The sequence below is a fragment of the Kineosporia sp. A_224 genome, assembly GCF_002198655.1.
Taxonomy (GTDB): domain Bacteria; phylum Actinomycetota; class Actinomycetes; order Actinomycetales; family Kineosporiaceae; genus R-H-3.
Genome location: NZ_MWLN01000226.1, coordinates 16,914 through 32,994 on the forward strand (window position 1 = coordinate 16,914; position 16,081 = coordinate 32,994).

Genomic DNA, 16,081 nt, shown 5'->3' on the forward strand with positions numbered 1-16,081 from the left:
CCGGGCCGTGCGCCGTCACGGGACGATCGACCCGGGGACCGGTGGCACGACGGTGCCTAGGCTGGCCGCGCCCGCGCCGGACGGGAGGGTCCCCGTGTCCACACAGTCCACCGCTCAGTCGCCCGACCAGTCCCCCGAGAAGGCCGCCGCGCACCATCGGTATCCCGGTCTCCCTGCCGTCATCAACGGCAACGGGGCGGTCGCCCACGTCATGTCGCACGTGTGCGGCGGCGTCATCGGGTACCCGATCACGCCGTCCACCGAGATCTCCGAGCTCTTCGAGGCCGCCAGGGCCCAGGGCGGGCTCAACGTCTGGGGCAAGCACCCGTTCTTCTTCGAGCCCGAGGGCGAGCACTCGGCGCAGAGCGGCGCGCTGGGCGCGGCGCTGACCGGCGGCCAGTTCATCTCCAACGCCTCGTCGAGCCAGGGCATCCTCTACGCGATGGAGTCGCACTACGTCACCGTCGGCAAGAAGATCGGCGGTTTCGTGCTCCAGGTGGCGGCGCGCGTCGTCTCCAAGCACTCCCTCAACGTCATGGCGGGCCACGACGACGTCTACGCCCTGCTGTCGTCGGGGTACACGGTCCTGTTCGGGGCCAACCCGCAGGAGGCCGCAGACCTCGCCGCGGTCGCCTACCGGACCTCGGCGCTGTCGCTGATCCCCGTCGCCAACGCGATGGACGGCTTCTCGACGAGCCACATGCTCAGCGAGGCGCTCATGCCGGAGCCCGAACTGCTCCGCGAGTACCTCGGCGACCCGGCCGGGCGGATCCCGGCGCCGACCGTGGCGCAGGAGATCCTCTTCGGCGCCAAGGGGCGCGTGCACCAGCTGAAGAGCTACCTGGACCGGCACTCCGGCGACCTGCGCCCGGAGCGCCTGGCCGCCCTCACCGACTGGCTCGACGCGAACGCGGGAGCCGTCGAGACCGACGGCGCCGGCGACCTCGTCGAGCAGACCACGCGCTGGGTGCCCGCCGACCTGCACGCGCAGTGGCGCCGGCAGTGGGTCAACGCGTTCGAGCGCGGCACCCGCCAGCTCGTGCCCGCGCTCGTCGACGTGAACAACCCCGGGCTGACCGGGCCGGTGCAGAACCAGCCGGACTTCCAGGCCGGGTCGGTGGACCACAGGACGCACTTCGCCGCCGCCGTCCCGGACCTGGTGCGGCAGGCGATGTCGGAGTACTCCGGGCTCACCGGCCGGACGTACGCCCCCGTGCACACGTACGGCTGCGACGACGCCGACTACGTCATGGTCGGGCTCGGGTCGGTGACGGACGACGTCCGCGCCGTCCTGCCGCACCTGCGCGCCCGGGGCCTCAAGGTCGGCCTGGTCGCCGTCAAGCTGCTCCAGCCCTTCCCCGAGGCGGAGGTCGTCGAGGCCCTGCGCGGCAAGAAGGCCGTCACCGTCCTCGAGCGGTCCGACCAGACCGCGCTCACGTCGTTCGTCACCCAGGCGCTCTTCCGGGCCCGGGAGAACGCCCGTACCGGCACCGACCGGCACCCGGGCGTGCCGCCCGCCGACGAGGTGCCGGTGCTGACGACCGCGATCTTCGGGCTCGGCGGTCACGACCTGCAGCCGCGGCACCTCGTCGCGGCGTTCGAGAACATGGCCGCCGGCGCCCCGGCACCGTTGGTGTACCTGGGCTCCCAGTTCTTCGACCCGGGCTCGCGGGGCCGGATGGCCGAGCTCCAGGACCGGCTGCGCGCCGCGTACCCGGAGACCGAGCTCATGGCACTGGAGACCGGGCCGAACCCGGCGCTGCTGCCGGAGTCGGCGATCCGGATCCGGTTCCACTCGGTCGGCGGCTACGGCACGATCGCGACCGGCAAGCTGCTCACCGACATCCTCGCGGGCGTCCTCGGCATGCACTCGAAGTCCGCCCCGAAGTACGGGTCGGAGAAGAGCGGCGCCCCGACGAACTACTACATCACCCTGAGCCCCGAGCCGGTGCTGCTGACGAACGCCGAGCTCGAGGACGTCGAGGTGGTCATCTCGCCCGACCACCGGGCGTTCATCCACACCAACCCGCTCAAGGGCCTCGTCCCGGGCGGCACGTTCATCCTGCAGTCGAGCCTGAGCAACGAGGACGTCTGGCGCGAGCTGCCGTCGTACGCGCGCCGGACGATCCGCGAGAAGCGGATCCGGCTGCTCGTCGTCGACGCCTTCAGCGTCGCCCGGCGGCACGCCCCGACCTCGGACCTCGAGACCCGGATGATGGGCATCGCCTTCATCGGCTCGGTCGCCGCGCACGTCGACCGGGTGTCGGCGGGCGCCGCCGAGGAGGTCATCCTCGACAAGGTCCACACCCAGATCGTCAAGAAGTTCGGCCGCAAGGGCGACGCCGTCGTCGAGGGCAACATGGCGGTGATCCGGGACGGCATCGCGGCCACCCGGGTCGTCGACCTCGACGCCCCCGAGCTGCTCGCCCTCGACGACAAGCCGTTGCCGCGGACGCTGCTCGTCGGCACCGGCGTCTCGGCGTCGATGTGCTCGAGCACGACGGCCGCCGCGTCGAGCGGCCTGTTCGACCCCGCCTACTACGAGGACATCATGGCCCGGCCCTTCCGCGAGGGCACCATCGGCGAGGCGCCGGTGTTCCCGGGCGCGGGGCTCTTCATGCCCGCGGGGACGGCGGCCCGCAAGGACAAGGGCCTGTTCCGCAGGACGGTGCCGAGCATCGACGTGAGCACGTGCACCGGCTGCATGGAGTGCGCGCTCGTCTGCCCGGACGCCGCGATCCCGAACACCGTGCACGAGGTGCACGACCTGCTGCTCGCCGGGATCGCCGCGGTCGACGTCACCGACGCCCAGCGGGAGGCCCTGCGCAGCCTCGTCTACGGGCTCGCCGAGCGGGTCCGGGCGGCGCTGCGGACCGACACCGAGGGCCGCCCGTTCCACCGGATCGTGGCGGACGTGGCGGGCGTCGGCGACGACGACCCCGTGCTGGCCCGCAACGTGGCCGCGGTGGTCGAGGTGCTCGCCGGCTTCCCGGTCGCGCGCACCCGGCCGTTCTTCGACGCCCCGGAGAAGGTCTCCCCGGGCAGCGGCGCGCTCTTCGCCGCCACCGTCGACCCGTGGAAGTGCACCGGCTGCCTGGAGTGCATCGAGGTCTGCGGCCCGGGCGCGCTGACGCCGACGGAGCAGGACGACGACGTGCTCGGCATGCTCCAGGAACGCTTCACGTTCGCCGCGACACTGCCGGACGCACCGACCCGGTTCCTCGAGGGCTCGACCTCCCCGGACGGCGACATCAAGCGCCTGCTGCTCGACCGCTCGAACTACTACGCGACGACCGGCGGCCACGGCGGGTGCCGTGGCTGCGGCGAGGTCACCGCGCTGCGGCTGCTCATGTCGGTCAGCCACGCCCTCGGCGCCCAGCGCCGTCGCGCCCACCTGCGCGAGCTCGACGCGCTGCTCCACGGGCTCGCCGCCAAGCGGGACGCCCTCGACCCGGCGGACACCGCGCGCCGGGACCGGATCTCGACGATCGTCGCGGCCCTCGAACGGCGGCTGTACCTCTACGAGGCCGGCCCCACCGGCAACGGCCCGGCGTCCACGGTGATCGCGAACGCGACCGGCTGCAGCAGCGTGTACGCCTCGACGATGCCGTTCAACTCCTACACCGACCCGTGGGTGAACAGCCTCTTCCAGGACGCCCAGCCGCTCGCGAAGGGCATCTTCGAGGGTCTGTCCGCACAGCTCGTCCCCGACGTCCGGATGCTCCGGCTGGCCCGCCTCGAGCTCGAGGACGCCTACCGCGCCGACCTGCACGACCCGCAGCTGTCGATGCTCTCCTGGGAGGAGTTCAGCACCGACGAGCTCGGGCTGCTCCCGACGGTGCTGACGATCGGCGGCGACGGCGCGAGCTACGACATCGGCTTCGGCGCGATGTCGCGGATCCTCGCCAGCGACACCCCGATGAAGGTCCTGGTGCTCAACTCCGGCGTGTACTCCAACACCGGCGGCCAGGCATCGACGGCGAGCTTCACCGGTCAGGACTCCGACCTGGCCCGGTTCGGCAGCGCCGCGACCGGCAAGCACGAGAACCGCAAGGAGCTCGGTCTGCTCGCGTCGTTCCACCCGCACGTCCTGGTCTGCGCGACGAGCACGGCGTTCCAGGCGCACTTCCTGCGCAACGCGACCGAGCTGGTCACGTACACCGACGGCCCGGCCGTGATGGACGTCTACACCCCGTGCGGGTCCGAGCACGGCGTCCCGGAGGCGGCGTCCAACGCGCGGGCCCGGCTCGCGGTCGAGAGCCGGATGAACCCGCTGTTCGTCCACGACCCGCGCCGCGGGTCCTCCCCCGACGAGGCGTTCTCCATCGAGGGGAACCCGGACCCGGAGGCGGACTGGACGACGACCACGCTGCAGTACCTCGACGAGGACGGGGCCGTGCAGCTCATGACGACGCCGCTCACCCCGGCCGAGTTCGCGCTGGGCGAGACCCGGTTCAAGAAGCAGTTCCGCACCCTGCCGGCCGACCTGGAGCCGGTCGCCGTCCCGATCCACGAGTACGTCGACATGCCGTCCGGGCTGCGGGCCGGCACCGTCCCGTTCGTCTGGGCGACCGACGAGGACCGGCACCTGACGAAGGTCGTGTGCTCGTCGTCCGTCGTCGGGCTCGTCGAGGAGCGGCGCCGGTACTGGCGGACGCTGCAGTTCCTCTCCGGGATGCACGAGACCCGGCTCGCCAGCGCGCACCGGGCCGAGCTCCAGCAGCTCCAGGCGCGGTACGAGGAGGCGGTCAGCCTGCGTGAGACGTCGCTCGACGACATCGCACGGGCGATGACCGAGCTCGCGTCGTCGACCGCCGTGCCGGCGGCCCCCGCCGCACCGGCCGGCCTGCTCGGCGGCCCGGCCCCTGCCGCCGCGGCGGCACCCGCGGCATCAGCAGGTGCGACCGTCCTGACGGCCGGACCGGTCTTCCTCGACCCGGCCGACGAACCGCTCTGCAACGACTGCGGCACCTGCTACCAGGAGCTGCCGCAGTTCTTCCAGAAGGCGACGGTCGTCATCGACGGCGAGGCGCGCACGGTGGCACGGATGATCCCCGGCGCCGTCGACACGGTCGAGGTCACCCCGGAGATCCGCAAGCGGATCGACCGCGTGCGGGCGAACTGCGACGCGGAGATCATCCGGTGACCGCCGGCCCGCCGCCCGGGGGCCCGGCCGCCGACGCGGTCGGCCCCGAGGACCTGCGGCACTACCTCGACGCACGCAGCACCCTCGAGCAGACCCGCGCCCGCGTCGAGGTGCTCGAGCACTCCGAGCCGGTCGAGACCTTCAACCGGCAGCTCGACCTGCTCAAGCGGCGCCTCGTCGCGCAGCCGCAGGCCTTCCGCGAGCTGTTCATCGCCGACGGCATGCAGGCCGTCGCGCTGGAGTTCCGGCAGCCGGAGCTCGGCGACGACTTCGTCCGCGCCATGTGGGCGACCCTGCTGCGCGGCGACGACGCGGCCAAGGTGCTCATGCGGTTCGTCTGGGGCCTCAACCTCGGCATGAAGCGCAAGTTCGTCCGCGGGCTCGACCGCTGCCTCTCCGAGCGGTACCCGATGTTCGACGGGCTGTCCCAGGACTGGCCGGCGGGCAACAGCATCCCGCCCTACATCCGCGACGCGCAGGAGCGCGAGCACGACTTCGGGCTCGTCAACCAGGGGTACCAGGGCTACCTGACCCTCGGGTACACCACTGCAGAGGTCGACCTGTTCGTCTGGCTGGAGGCGTTGCGGGACAAGCAGTGCGAGGAGAAGCCGTGCGAGATCGGCATCCTGCTCGCCGGCCGCAAGGAGCCCAAGGGCGGCTGCCCGGTAAAGATCCACATCCCGCGCGTCCTCGAGCTCGTCGGGACCGGCCGGTTCCGCGAGGCGATGGAGCTCATCGAGTCGGCCAACCCGCTGCCGGACGTCACCGGCCGGGTCTGCCCGCAGGAGCTGCAGTGCCAGGGCGTCTGCATCCAGAACAAGATGCCGATCGCGATCGGCCAGCTCGAGTGGTTCCTCCCCGAGCGCGAGAAGCGGCTGCACCCCGACGCCGCGACGGACCGGTTCGCCGGCCGGCGCGACCCGTGGGACGTCGCCGCCCGGCCGCCGGTGGCGATCGTCGGCTCCGGGCCGTCCGGCCTCATCAACGCCTACCTGCTCGGCGCCGAGGGCTTCCCGGTCACCGTGTTCGAGGCCTTCCACGCGCTCGGCGGCGTGCTGCGCTACGGGATCCCCGAGTTCCGGCTGCCCAACGACCTCATCGACGACGTGGTCGGCAAGATCCGGCTGCTCGGCGGCAAGTTCGTGCCGAACTTCGTCGTCGGCAGGACCGCGACCCTGGAGGAGCTGCGCGCGGCCGGCTTCTGGAAGATCTTCGTCGGCTCCGGCGCCGGCCTGCCGCGGTTCATGAACGTCCCCGGCGAGCACCTGCTCAACGTCATGTCCGCCAACGAGTTCCTCACCCGGGTCAACCTCATGCAGGGCCAGCGGGCGGACTACGAGACCCCGCTGCCGGAGATCGAGGGCAAGCAGGTGCTCGTCATCGGCGGCGGCAACACCGCGATGGACGCCGCCCGCACCGCACGCCGCCTGGGCGGCGAGGTGACGATCGTCTACCGCCGCACGCAGAAGGAGATGCCGGCCCGCGTCGAGGAGCTGCACCACGCCCTCGAGGAGGAGATCGCGCTGTCCGTGCTGCGCTCCCCCGCCGAGTTCCTCGGCGACCCGGCGACGAACTTCGTCACCGGGGCCGTGCTCGACGTCATGGAGCTCGGCCGGCCGGACGCCTCCGGGCGGCGCAGCCCGGTCGTCACCGGCGCGCAGGAGACGGTCGTCGCGGACCTCGTCATCATGGCGCTCGGCAACGCGGCGAACCCGATCATCAAGGACTCCGAGCCCCGGCTGCACACCTCGAAGTGGGGCACCATCGACCTCGACCACGACGGGTCGCAGGAGACCACGCTGCCCGGTGTCTACACCGGCGGCGACGCCGCCCGCGGCGGGTCGACGGCGATCATGGCCGCGGGCGACGGGCAGGCGGCCGCCCGCGAGATCATCGGCGCGATCGACCTCGAGCCGGCCGTCGTCCGCGAGATGGTCGCGCGGGCCCGGGAGTACTCGGACGTCGCGGCGACGTCGCAGCGGATCCTGCACAAGGCCGAGCTGAGCGACGGGATCGACGAGTTCGTCGTCCACTCCCCGCTCGTAGCGCACGCCGCGCAGGCCGGCCAGTTCGTCCGCGTGCTGCCGTGGGAGCACGGCGAGCTGATCCCGCTGACCCTCGCGGACTGGGACGCCGACGCCGGGACGATCTGCCTCGTCGTCCAGGGCGTCGGGACGAGCAGCATCGAGATCAACCGGATGGCGGTCGGGGACTCGTTCGCCGGCATCGCCGGCCCGCTCGGGCGGCCCAGCGAGATCCACCGGTACGAGCCCGGGACGACGGTCGTCCTCACCGCCGGCGGCCTCGGGCTGCCACCGGTCTACCCGATCATGCGCGAGCACCTGCGCGCGGGGAACCACGTCACCCTGGTCACCGGGTTCCGCAGCCGGGACCTCATGTTCTGGACCGGACCCGACGAGCGGGTCGGGCGGCTCCAGGCCGAGTTCGGTGACCTGCTCGACGTCGTCGTCACGACGAACGACGGCTCCTACGGCGTACCGGGCTTCGTCACCGGCCCGCTCGAGCAGCTGCTCGAGGCGAACCGGCAGGGCGAGGGACGTCGCGTCGCCGAGGTGGTGACGATCGGCCCGCCGCTCATGATGCGTGCGGTGAGCGACCTGTGCCGGCGGTTCGGCACCCCGTGCGTGGCGAGCCTCAACTCGATCATGGTCGACGCTACCGGCATGTGCGGCGCGTGCATGGTTCCGGTCGTCGTCGACGGCAAGATGGTGCGCAAGCACGCCTGCATCGACGGCCCGGAGATCGACGCCGCCATCATCGACTGGGACAAGTTCCTCCCGCGGTTCGGCCAGTTCCGCAGCCAGGAGCAGCGGAGCCGGGCCCAGCACGGGCTGTGAGCAGGGCGACCACCTCGTCGTCGCCGACCGCGGAGAAGTCGTCGTAGTACTGCCCGACCGAGCCGAACCGACGCGCCGCCCGCAGGCACACGACCTCGTCGGCGCCGGGCACCGCCACCGAGAGCCCCGCCGGGGCCACCGGCACCGCCAGCACGACGGTCGAGGCCCCGAGCGCGCGCACGGCCTCGCACGCGACCCGGGCCGTCGCTCCCGTGGCGATGCCGTCGTCGACCACGACCGCGACCCGGCCGCGCAGGTCCGGACGCGGCCGCCCGCGGCGCAGCCTGACGACGCGTTCCTCGAGCTCACGCCGTTCGTGCTCCTCCACCGCCTGCCACTGGGTGCGGGTGACCCGCGCCCGCGCGACGATGGCCCGGTCCACCACCAGGAACCCGCCCTCCCCGAGTGCGCCCATCGCGACCTCGGGCTGGGACGGCACGCCGAGCTTGCGGACGACGACGACGTCGAGCGGGGCCCCGAGGGCCTCCGCGACCTCCGCCGCGACCGGGACCCCGCCCCGCGGCAGGCCGAGGACGACGACGTCCCGGCCGCGCAGGTGCTCCAGCCGCCGGGCGAGCCGGCGCCCGGCGTCCACCCTGTCGCGGAACTGCTGCACGTCGGCCGTCAGCTGCGGCGGATCTCCGCGTCGACGTCCGCCTCGGTGATGGGCTTGCGCACGAAGGTGTCCCAGAAGCTGAGGACGACCCCCAGGCCCCACCCGCCGAGCACCCAGACCGGCCAGAAGTACCCCCTGCCGGTCAGGGCCCAGACCCCGATGAGGAAGCTGTTGACGACCAGGTAGGCCACGAGCCCGGACGTCCAGGCCCGCTTCTTCTCCAGGCGCCTGCGCGCCGCGTGGCGGTCATCGCCCGTCCGCAGTGCCGTGGCACCCGCGGTCTCGGGCATCTCGTCGTCGAACTCGTTCTGCATCGCCGGTCACCTCCGGTACGCCGCGGCGTCCACGACGTGCGGACGCAGGCGCCCACCTCCATCGTCGCCGGCGGCCGCGGCTGCGGCCAGGGGCCAACGGTCCGTCGCGGCGTCCGGCCCGTCAGGATGCCGCGCGCTCGCGCCCCTCGGCGAAGAACGCGGCCACGGCGGCGACGTCCGGCAGCTCCTCGACCGGCCGGGCGGCACCGAACGGCGCGTTCCAGAAGTCGCCCTCGGGCGGCGTCCACGGGCCGACGTACGCGTACGGCGAAGGGTGGTAGCCGTCGCCGGGCGACAGGCCGTAGTTGACCTGGTCGACGGTGATCCCGACGTCGAAGTGCTCCGGCCACAGGATCGGCGACGACTCCGGGGCCAGCAGGCGCAGCGCGGCGTCCCCGCGGGCCCAGCAGTCCGCGAGGTAGGCGGCTGCCGCGGCGTCGACGACGACCTCCTCGTCGGGGTCGATGCCCGTGACGTCGGTGTAGAGGTCGACCGCGACCCCGACGTCGACGCCCGCGGCCTCGGCGAGCCCGCGGTAGGTGCCGGCCAGCGGCGCGCTGCCGCCCTCGAACCGCAACGTCGTCCCGTCGACGTGCAGCGGCAGGCGCAGCCCGCGGAAACCGCCCGGCGCGACGACCAGCCGGATCGTGTCGAACCGGCGGTGCTGCGGTCCGGCGACGACCATCTCCGCGACGCCGTGCAGCGAGCGGCGGGTCGTGGCCAGCATGCCCGCGTCGATCTCGGTCCCGGTGCCCATGGTGGTCCTCCTGGAGTCGGTGTAACGATCATGCCCCTCACGGGGACGTCGACGGTGTCGTCCTCCGTCGGTCAGGGAGCGTTACATGGAGAGCACCGCGCACGTGCCGATCGCCCGGCTCGCCGATCTGGTGGACGACGTCCCCGCGGCCGCCGAGGCGGACGGCCTCGACCTCGTCCTCGTGCGCCGCGGCGACGCCGTCCACGTCTTCGAGGGGCGCTGCCCGCACCGAGGGGCGCTGCTCGCCGACGGCCGGGTCCAGGGGCCCGACCTCGTGTGCGGCGTCCACGGCTGGGACTTCCGCCTCGACACCGGCGTCTCGGCGTACAACCCGGCCGAGCGCATCCACAGGTTCACCGCCTCGGTCGTCGACGGGCAGGTCGTGCTCGACGCCGCCGACCTCGCCGCGTTCCGGGCGGCGCGGCCCGCCGAGCGCGTCGTGCCCACGTACGACCGGCTCTTCGACGACCCGCACCAGGACACCCCGGAGGAGCCGTACGTCTCGGAGATCCACACGCTGGCGCGCAACGGGCTGGGCGGACCGCACGGCAAGGTCGCGGCGATGGGCGTGCCCCGCACCGAGCTGCCCCGGTGGGACGACCTCCAGGTCCTCACCGCCCAGCTGCACCGGTTCCCGCTGCTGGACGACGCACCCGTCGACACCTCGGTGACGATCGGCCCGGCGGCGGCCAGGCCGCTGCACCTCGACATCCCGGTCTTCGTGTCGGACATGAGCTTCGGCGCGCTCTCCCAGGAGGCGAAGACGGCGCTCGCCCGCGGGGCGGAGGCGGCCGGGACGGCGATCTGCTCCGGCGAGGGCGGCATGCTGCCCGAGGAGAAGGCCGAGTCGTCCCGGTACCTCTACGAGCTCGCGTCGGGGCGCTTCGGCTGGGACGAGGCAGTGCTCGACCAGGTCCAGGCGCTGCACCTCAAGCTCGGCCAGGGCGCCAAGACCGGGACCGGCGGCCACCTGCCGGGGAGCAAGGTCGTCGGCCGTATCGCCGACGTCCGCGGCCTCCCGGAGGGCACGCCCGCCGTGTCACCGGCCCGGTTCACCGACTGGACGAGCCTCCTGGACGCCCGGGCGCTCGTCGACCGGGTCCGGGAGCGCTCGGGCGGGATCCCGGTCGGGGTGAAGATGTCCGCCCAGCACGTCGAGGCCGACCTCGACGCCGCGCTCGACCTCGGCGTCGACTACGTGATCCTCGACGGCAGGGGCGGCGGCACCGGTGCGGCGCCGACGATCTTCCGGGACACGATCAGCGTCCCGACGATGGCCGCGCTCGCCCGCGCCCGGCGGCACCTCGACCTCGCCGGCGCCCGGCACGTCACGCTCGTCGCGACCGGCGGGTTCCGCCGCCCGGCCGACGTCGTCAAGGCCCTCGCCCTCGGCGCGGACGCCGTCGCCGTCTCGAACATCGCGCTCCAGGCGATCGGCTGCGTCGGCATGCGGGCCTGCCACACCGACAACTGCCCGGTCGGGATCGCCACCCAGAAGCCGCACCTGCGCGCCCGGCTCCCCGTGCAGCGGGCCGCCGAGCAGCTGACCCGCTACCTCGGCGCGATGACCGAACTCATGGTCGTGCTCGCCCGGGCGTGCGGCCACGACTCGTTGAGCGGCTTCACCCCGAGAGACCTCACCAGCGCCAAGCGCGACGTCGCCGACCTCGTCGGCGTCACCTACGCAGGAGTGACCCGATGAGCACCGAGACCACGGACGACGGCACCAGCAGCACGGACGCGGACGGCACCGGCCGCTGGCACCGGCTGGACGCCGTCCCCGACGAGGGCCGGGTGCAGACCTCGACCGTCGACGGCCGCAGCATCGCGCTGACCCGCTGCCGCGGCCGGGTCGGGGCGCTGGACAACCACTGCCCGCACCAGGGCGGCCCGCTCGGCGAGGGCTCGATCGAGGGCGGCCTGCTGCGGTGCCCCTGGCACGGCTACGACTACGACCCGCTGACCGGCAAGCCGCCGGCGGGCTTCTCGGACGCCGTCCCCGCCTTCCCCGTCGACGAGCGGGACGACGGCACGTACGTCTACCTCCCCGAGCCGCCGGCCCCCGCCCGGACCGTCTCGGACGTCCTCGTCGAGACCCTCGTGGCCTGGGGTGTCGACGTCGTCTTCGGGATGGTCGGGCACTCCAACCTCGGCTTCGCGGACGCGCTGCGGCGCGCCGAGGAGCGCGGCGACCTGCGGTTCGTCGGCATCCGGCACGAGGGTGCGGCGTCGTTCGCGGCGTCCGCGTACGGCAAGCTCACCGGCCGCCCGGCGGCCTGTTTCGCGATCGCGGGCCCCGGCTCGACGAACCTGCTCACCGGGCTCTACGACGCGAAGCTGGACGGCGCCCCGGTGCTCGCCGTGAGCGGCCAGGTGCCGTCGAAGGTGCTGGGGCGCGGCGCTTTCCAGGACGTCGACCTGTCGGCGGTGTTCCGCGACGTGGCGCTGTCGACCGTCACCCTCAACAGCTCCTCGAACCACGCCGAGCTCGCCGCGACAGCGGTCAAGCGCGCCGTCGACGGCCGCGGCGTGGCCCATCTCGTGCTGCCCGACGAGGTGCAGGACGTCCCCTCGGACGCGCCCGCGGGCGAGCCCGACGGACGACGCGCGCCGCGCGCCGTCCGGCCCGACCCCGAGGCCCTCGCCGCGGCGGCCGACCTGCTGCGGGCGGCCCGTCGTCCGGTCGTCGTCGTCGGCCAGGGCGCCCGGGACGCGCAGCGCGAGGTCCGGGCGCTCGCCGAGCGGCTGCGTGCTCCCGTGCTCACGACGTTCCGCGCCAAGGGCCTGCTGCCGGACACCCACCCGCTCGGCGGCGGCGTCCTCGGTCGGTCCGGGACGCCGGTCGCGTCGTGGCTCATGAACGAGGCCGACCTGCTGCTCGTCGTCGGTGCGTCGTTCTCGAACCACACCGGGATCGCGCCCTACAAGCCGATCGTCCAGGTCGACGACACCCCCGGCGCGATCGGCCGGTTCGACGCCGTCGCGGTCGGTGTCCTCGGCGACGCGGCGGTCACCGTGCGCGCGCTGGACGAGGCGACCGCGGACGGCGTCGCGGCGCGCGACCAGCGCGCGGACGTCGAGGCCCGCCGGCGGATCTGGCGGGCGGAGAAGTCCCGGCGCGCGCACGACGACCGCGGGCGTGGCGTCCCCAGCGCGGCCGTGTTCGCGGCACTGGGCACGCACTGCCCGGCGGACGCCGTGATCGCCGTGGACGTCGGCAACCACGCCTACTCGTTCGGCCGCTACTTCGAGAGCGCCGGCCAGCCGGTGCTCATGTCGGGCTACCTCGGCTCGATCGGCTTCGGCTACCCGGCGGCGATGGGCGCGTGGGCCGCGGACCCGGCCCGCACCGTCGTCGCCGTGACCGGGGACGGCGGCTTCGGCCAGTACCTCGCCGAGCTGACCACCGCGGTGAAGTACGGCATGGCGATCAAGCACGTCCTGCTCGACAACGGCACCCTCGGCAAGATCAGCAAGGAGCAGCTCGCCGCCGGCCACCCGGTCTGGCAGACCTCGCTCGTCAACCCGGACTTCGCCCGGTACGCCGAGCTCTGCGGGGCGACCGGGATCAGCGTGCGGAGCACCGACGAGCTGGACGACGGGATGCAGCGGCTCTTCGAGACCGAGGGGCCCGTGCTGCTCCACGTGCACTCGGACGTCGAGCTCGTCTGACTCACTCGCTCCAGACGTAGCTCCCGGCCGGGACGACGAGGACCGGCACCGGCGTGTAGCGAAGGATCTTGGTGGCGGTCGACCCGACGAAGACCCGGGCGACCGCCCCGAGCCGGCTGGACCCGATGACGAGGAGGTCGTGGTCGTCCCAGTCGACGGAGTGCAGGGCGCCCGCCCAGCCGTCCCCACGGGCGACGAAGGTCCGGACGTCGTCGATCCCGTGCTCCCGGCAGAGCGCGACGGCCTCGCTCTGGAGCCCGCCGGCCTGCTCGGCCCACTGGGCCGACACCAGCTCCTCGACGTCCAGCCCCACCTCGGGCGGGTACATGGTGCCCGCGCGCGGGACGAACGTGGCGACGTACAGCGGGGCACCGAACCGCCGGGCCAGGTCGCAGGTCGCGGCCAGCGCCTCGCGGGACCGGGCCGTCCCCGCGTAGGCACAGGTGAGCGACGAGAACCGCTGACCTGGTTCGGCGTGGTAGCCCCGGGGCGCGAGCAGCACGGGCACCGGGGACGAGTGCAGCAGCCGGGTGGCGACGCTGCCGGCGAGCAGCGACCCCTGGACGGCGTCGCGGGCCGAGCCCACCACGAGGACGTCGGCACCGCAGGACTCCGCGGCCTCGATGAGCCCGGCAGCCACCGACGAGGACGCGACCCGGAGGAACTCGATCCTGCCCTCGCCGTCGAGGAAGGCCCGGGCGGCAGCCTCGGCGTCGGCGGCCACCTGGTCGAGCCACGCCCGGAACTCTGCGTCGGGCTCGCGGGACTCCAGGGTGTCGCGAGAGGTCCGGGGCAGCACTGCGACGACCACGAGCTCGCACCCGACGGTGCGCCGCAGGATCGCGGCCAGCTCGAGCGCCTCCGGGGAGTCGTCCGCGTCCCGGTAGGCGATGACGGCCTTCACGGGCCGACCTCGTTGCCGGGCGCGAGGACCGAGTGCTTGCGGGCGTACACGAAGTACAGGACCAGGGCCAGCAGGATCCAGAGCCCGACGGCGATCCAGGTCACGGCGGCGATGTTCGTCGCCGCCCACGCGCAGGACAGGATCGACAGCACCGGGATGACGGGACCGAAGGGCAGCTCGAAGCCCTTGCCGCGCAGCTCGGGGCGGTCCCTGCGCAGGACGATGACGGTCGCCGAGACCACGATGAACGCGGCCAGGGTGCCGATGCTCACGAGGTCGAACAGCTTGTCGATGGGCACGACCGCCGCGAGGATCGCGATGAAGGCGCACGTGAACAGGACGTTCTTGTCGGGCGACAGGCTGCGCGGGCTCACCTCCTTGAACATCTTCGGCAGCATCCCGTCACGTCCCATGGCGAAGAGGATGCGGGTCTGGCCGTAGATGGTGATGAGGGTGACCGAGAAGATCGAGATCACGGCGCCGGCGGCGAGCACGAGGGCCGGGAGCCGGATCCCTGTGATGTCGTTGAGGATCGCCGCCAGACCCGCCTCCTGGCCCTCGAACCGGTCCAGCGGCTGCGCGCCCAGGGCTCCCACCGCGACGAGGAAGTAGAACAGGGTGACGAGCCCCACCGCACCGAAGATGGCCTTGGGCAGGCTGCGGTTGGGGTCCTTGACCTCCTCGCCGGCGGTCGAGACCGCGTCGACCCCGATGTAGGTGAAGAAGATCGCGGGGATCGCTGCGCCCACACCGGCGAGCCCGTACGGGAGGAACGGCGTCAGGTTCGCGGAGTCGAAGGCGGTGAACGAGATGACGATGAACATCGCCAGCACGCCGAGCTTGACCATCACCATGATCGCGTTGGCACGCGCCGACTCCTTGGCCCCGCGGAGCAGGAGCAGGCAGCACATGCCGACGAGGACGACGGCCGGCAGGTTGATGATGCCGGGGTCGTCGGCCAGGGCACCGGCGTTCAGGGCGTGCGGGATCTCCCAGCCGAACGCGTCGTTGATGAACGAGTCGAAGTACTCGCCCCACCCGACCGAGGTGGCGGCCCCGGCGACCCCGTACTCGAGGATCAGCGCCCAGCCGACGAGGTAGGCGGGGAGCTCGCCGAGCGACGCGAACGAGTAGGCGTAGGCGGATCCGGAGACCGGGATCTTGGAGGCGACCTCGGCGTAGCACAGGGCCGTGAGCGAGACGATGAGCCCGACGAGCAGGAACGTCAGCAGCACACCGGGACCGGCCTCGGGGACGGTCACGGCCATGACGAAGAAGATGCCGGTCCCGATCGTCGCGCCGACGCCGATCATCATGAGGCTGAACATGCTCATCGTGCGTTCGAGGGCGGTGTCACCGGCACGTGACCCGAGCATCGCCGCGATGGACTTGCGACGCAGCAACGACGTGCTGGCCGCCTGTCCGCTACCAGTGTCCATGGGAACCCCCCGGTCGGTCCGGACGCTGCGGCCGGCAGGCCGACATCGGCCACTGTGTCAGCAGCACCACGCCGTTGGGTAGCCCCTCGTGGATCCGTCCAGGTAGCCTCGGTGCACCCGTTCCCGGCGGAGGGTGCTGCGATGGACGGCACAGCGCCGGACCTCGGGATCGTCGTGCTGGTCGTGGTTCTGCGGCTCGTCGTGCCGTTGTTCATCCCGATGTTCCCGCTGCCCGCCATCATCGCCAGCCTTGTCATCGACGGCGTCGACCAGACCGTCTTCCAGACCCAGCTCTCCGCGCCCTTCTGGGCCCAGGTCGAGAACGAGTACCAGGGCTACGACAAGGCGCTCGACGTCTACTACCTGTCGGTGGCG

9 protein-coding genes and 1 pseudogene are annotated in these 16,081 nt (G+C 72.8%); 5 read left to right on the forward strand and 5 right to left on the reverse strand.

Features of this window, described 5'->3' with window-relative positions:
- The first annotated feature begins 211 nt into the window (after positions 1-211).
- On the forward strand, positions 212-5,146 hold the full coding sequence (locus EDJALFJO_RS30225; RefSeq protein WP_088290132.1) for a 2-oxoacid:acceptor oxidoreductase family protein: 4,935 nt from the start codon (positions 212-214) through the stop codon (positions 5,144-5,146).
- A complete protein-coding gene (locus tag EDJALFJO_RS30230) occupies positions 5,143-8,004 on the forward strand; it encodes a sulfide/dihydroorotate dehydrogenase-like FAD/NAD-binding protein (protein WP_198950779.1) in 2,862 nt (953 codons plus the stop codon). Before EDJALFJO_RS30225 ends, EDJALFJO_RS30230 begins: the two co-directional genes overlap by 4 nt.
- Here the strand turns inward: EDJALFJO_RS30230 and EDJALFJO_RS30235 are convergent.
- The 3 genes from EDJALFJO_RS30235 to EDJALFJO_RS30245 form a co-directional block, all read right to left on the reverse strand.
- Complete coding sequence (locus tag EDJALFJO_RS30235) at positions 7,922-8,620, reverse strand: phosphoribosyltransferase (RefSeq protein ID WP_088290134.1); 699 nt, start codon at positions 8,618-8,620, stop codon at positions 7,922-7,924. The genes EDJALFJO_RS30230 and EDJALFJO_RS30235 overlap by 83 nt on opposite strands.
- Positions 8,621-8,628: 8 nt before the next feature.
- Entirely contained in the window at positions 8,629-8,934 is a 306-nt protein-coding gene (locus EDJALFJO_RS30240; protein ID WP_198950780.1) for a 2TM domain-containing protein, read from the reverse strand.
- Positions 8,935-9,055: 121 nt separating this feature from the next.
- The gene (locus EDJALFJO_RS30245) at positions 9,056-9,691 is read right to left on the reverse strand and encodes a hypothetical protein (protein WP_198950781.1); all 636 of its coding nucleotides are present in this window, start codon (positions 9,689-9,691) and stop codon (positions 9,056-9,058) included.
- Between the two features lie 85 nt (positions 9,692-9,776).
- Between EDJALFJO_RS30245 and EDJALFJO_RS30250 the strand changes: the two genes are divergently transcribed.
- Both EDJALFJO_RS30250 and EDJALFJO_RS30255 read left to right on the forward strand, forming a co-directional pair.
- A complete protein-coding gene (locus EDJALFJO_RS30250; protein ID WP_088290136.1) occupies positions 9,777-11,393 on the forward strand; it encodes a glutamate synthase-related protein in 1,617 nt (538 codons plus the stop codon).
- Positions 11,390-13,363, forward strand: coding sequence for a thiamine pyrophosphate-binding protein (locus tag EDJALFJO_RS30255; protein WP_088290138.1), 1,974 nt, complete (start codon positions 11,390-11,392; stop codon positions 13,361-13,363). The genes EDJALFJO_RS30250 and EDJALFJO_RS30255 overlap by 4 nt, the downstream gene beginning before the upstream one ends.
- 1 nt (position 13,364) lies before the next feature.
- Here the strand turns inward: EDJALFJO_RS30255 and EDJALFJO_RS30260 are convergent, their stop codons facing one another.
- Positions 13,365-14,267 carry a universal stress protein gene (locus EDJALFJO_RS30260; RefSeq protein ID WP_158220620.1) on the reverse strand — a complete coding sequence of 301 codons (903 nt, stop codon included), beginning with the start codon at positions 14,265-14,267 and terminating at the stop codon, positions 13,365-13,367.
- Entirely contained in the window at positions 14,264-15,706 is a 1,443-nt protein-coding gene (locus tag EDJALFJO_RS30265) for an amino acid permease (RefSeq protein WP_088290142.1), read from the reverse strand. Before EDJALFJO_RS30265 ends, EDJALFJO_RS30260 begins: the two co-directional genes overlap by 4 nt.
- 141 nt (positions 15,707-15,847) lie before the next feature.
- Here EDJALFJO_RS30265 and EDJALFJO_RS34665 point away from each other — a divergent pair.
- Positions 15,848-16,081, forward strand: a pseudogene (locus EDJALFJO_RS34665) (hypothetical protein); the annotation flags it as partial.

Bases quoted from the DNA above. Each gene is read 5' to 3' on its own strand.
- EDJALFJO_RS30225 (WP_088290132.1), top strand. From the start codon at position 212: ATGTCGCACGTGTGCGGCGGCGTCATCGGGTACCCGATCACGCCGTCC.
- EDJALFJO_RS30240 (WP_198950780.1), bottom strand. From the start codon at position 8,934: ATGCAGAACGAGTTCGACGACGAGATGCCCGAGACCGCGGGTGCCACG.
- EDJALFJO_RS30245 (WP_198950781.1), bottom strand. From the start codon at position 9,691: ATGGGCACCGGGACCGAGATCGACGCGGGCATGCTGGCCACGACCCGC.
- EDJALFJO_RS30250 (WP_088290136.1), top strand. From the start codon at position 9,777: ATGGAGAGCACCGCGCACGTGCCGATCGCCCGGCTCGCCGATCTGGTG.
- EDJALFJO_RS30255 (WP_088290138.1), top strand. From the start codon at position 11,390: ATGAGCACCGAGACCACGGACGACGGCACCAGCAGCACGGACGCGGAC.
- EDJALFJO_RS30265 (WP_088290142.1), bottom strand. From the start codon at position 15,706: ATGGACACTGGTAGCGGACAGGCGGCCAGCACGTCGTTGCTGCGTCGC.